Raw genomic sequence first — 441 nt, forward strand, 5'->3', positions numbered from 1 at the left:
GCTTAATTGCTTAACCTCACAACCCGAAACTGTCTCGGATTGTTCAGCTTGAGAGACTCGTCAATAATACCTCGACGATATTATCGACAGTTTCAATTTTTCAGCTTGTTCCAGATTGTTAAAGAGCTTATATCGCTAAACAGATTCACTTAAATCCGCTTAAAGATAACTTGACAACGCCTCTCACCCGTCATCATGCAATATGGCGTCCCCTAGGGGATTCGAACCCCTGTTACCGCCGTGAAAGGGCGGTGTCCTAGGCCTCTAGACGAAGGGGACACGCGGGTCAGCTTCGCAGACTCATTTGCACTCTACTTTCATCAGACAATCTGTGTGAGCACTGCACTCAACCTATCTCAGGTAAGGAGGTGATCCAACCGCAGGTTCCCCTACGGTTACCTTGTTACGACTTCACCCCAGTCATGAACCACAAAGTGGTCA

General features: G+C 47.6%; 1 tRNA gene and 1 rRNA gene. Both read right to left on the minus strand.

What is annotated here, in order from left to right:
- Positions 1-203: 203 nt before the first annotated feature.
- A tRNA-Glu gene (locus AACQ83_RS24455) sits at positions 204-279 on the minus strand.
- An 82-nt stretch (positions 280-361) separates the two neighbouring features.
- Positions 362-441, minus strand: a 16S ribosomal RNA gene (locus AACQ83_RS24460); the annotation flags it as partial.

Source organism: Photorhabdus sp. S10-54 (genome assembly GCF_963878145.1).
GTDB lineage: Bacteria > Pseudomonadota > Gammaproteobacteria > Enterobacterales > Enterobacteriaceae > Photorhabdus > Photorhabdus kayaii.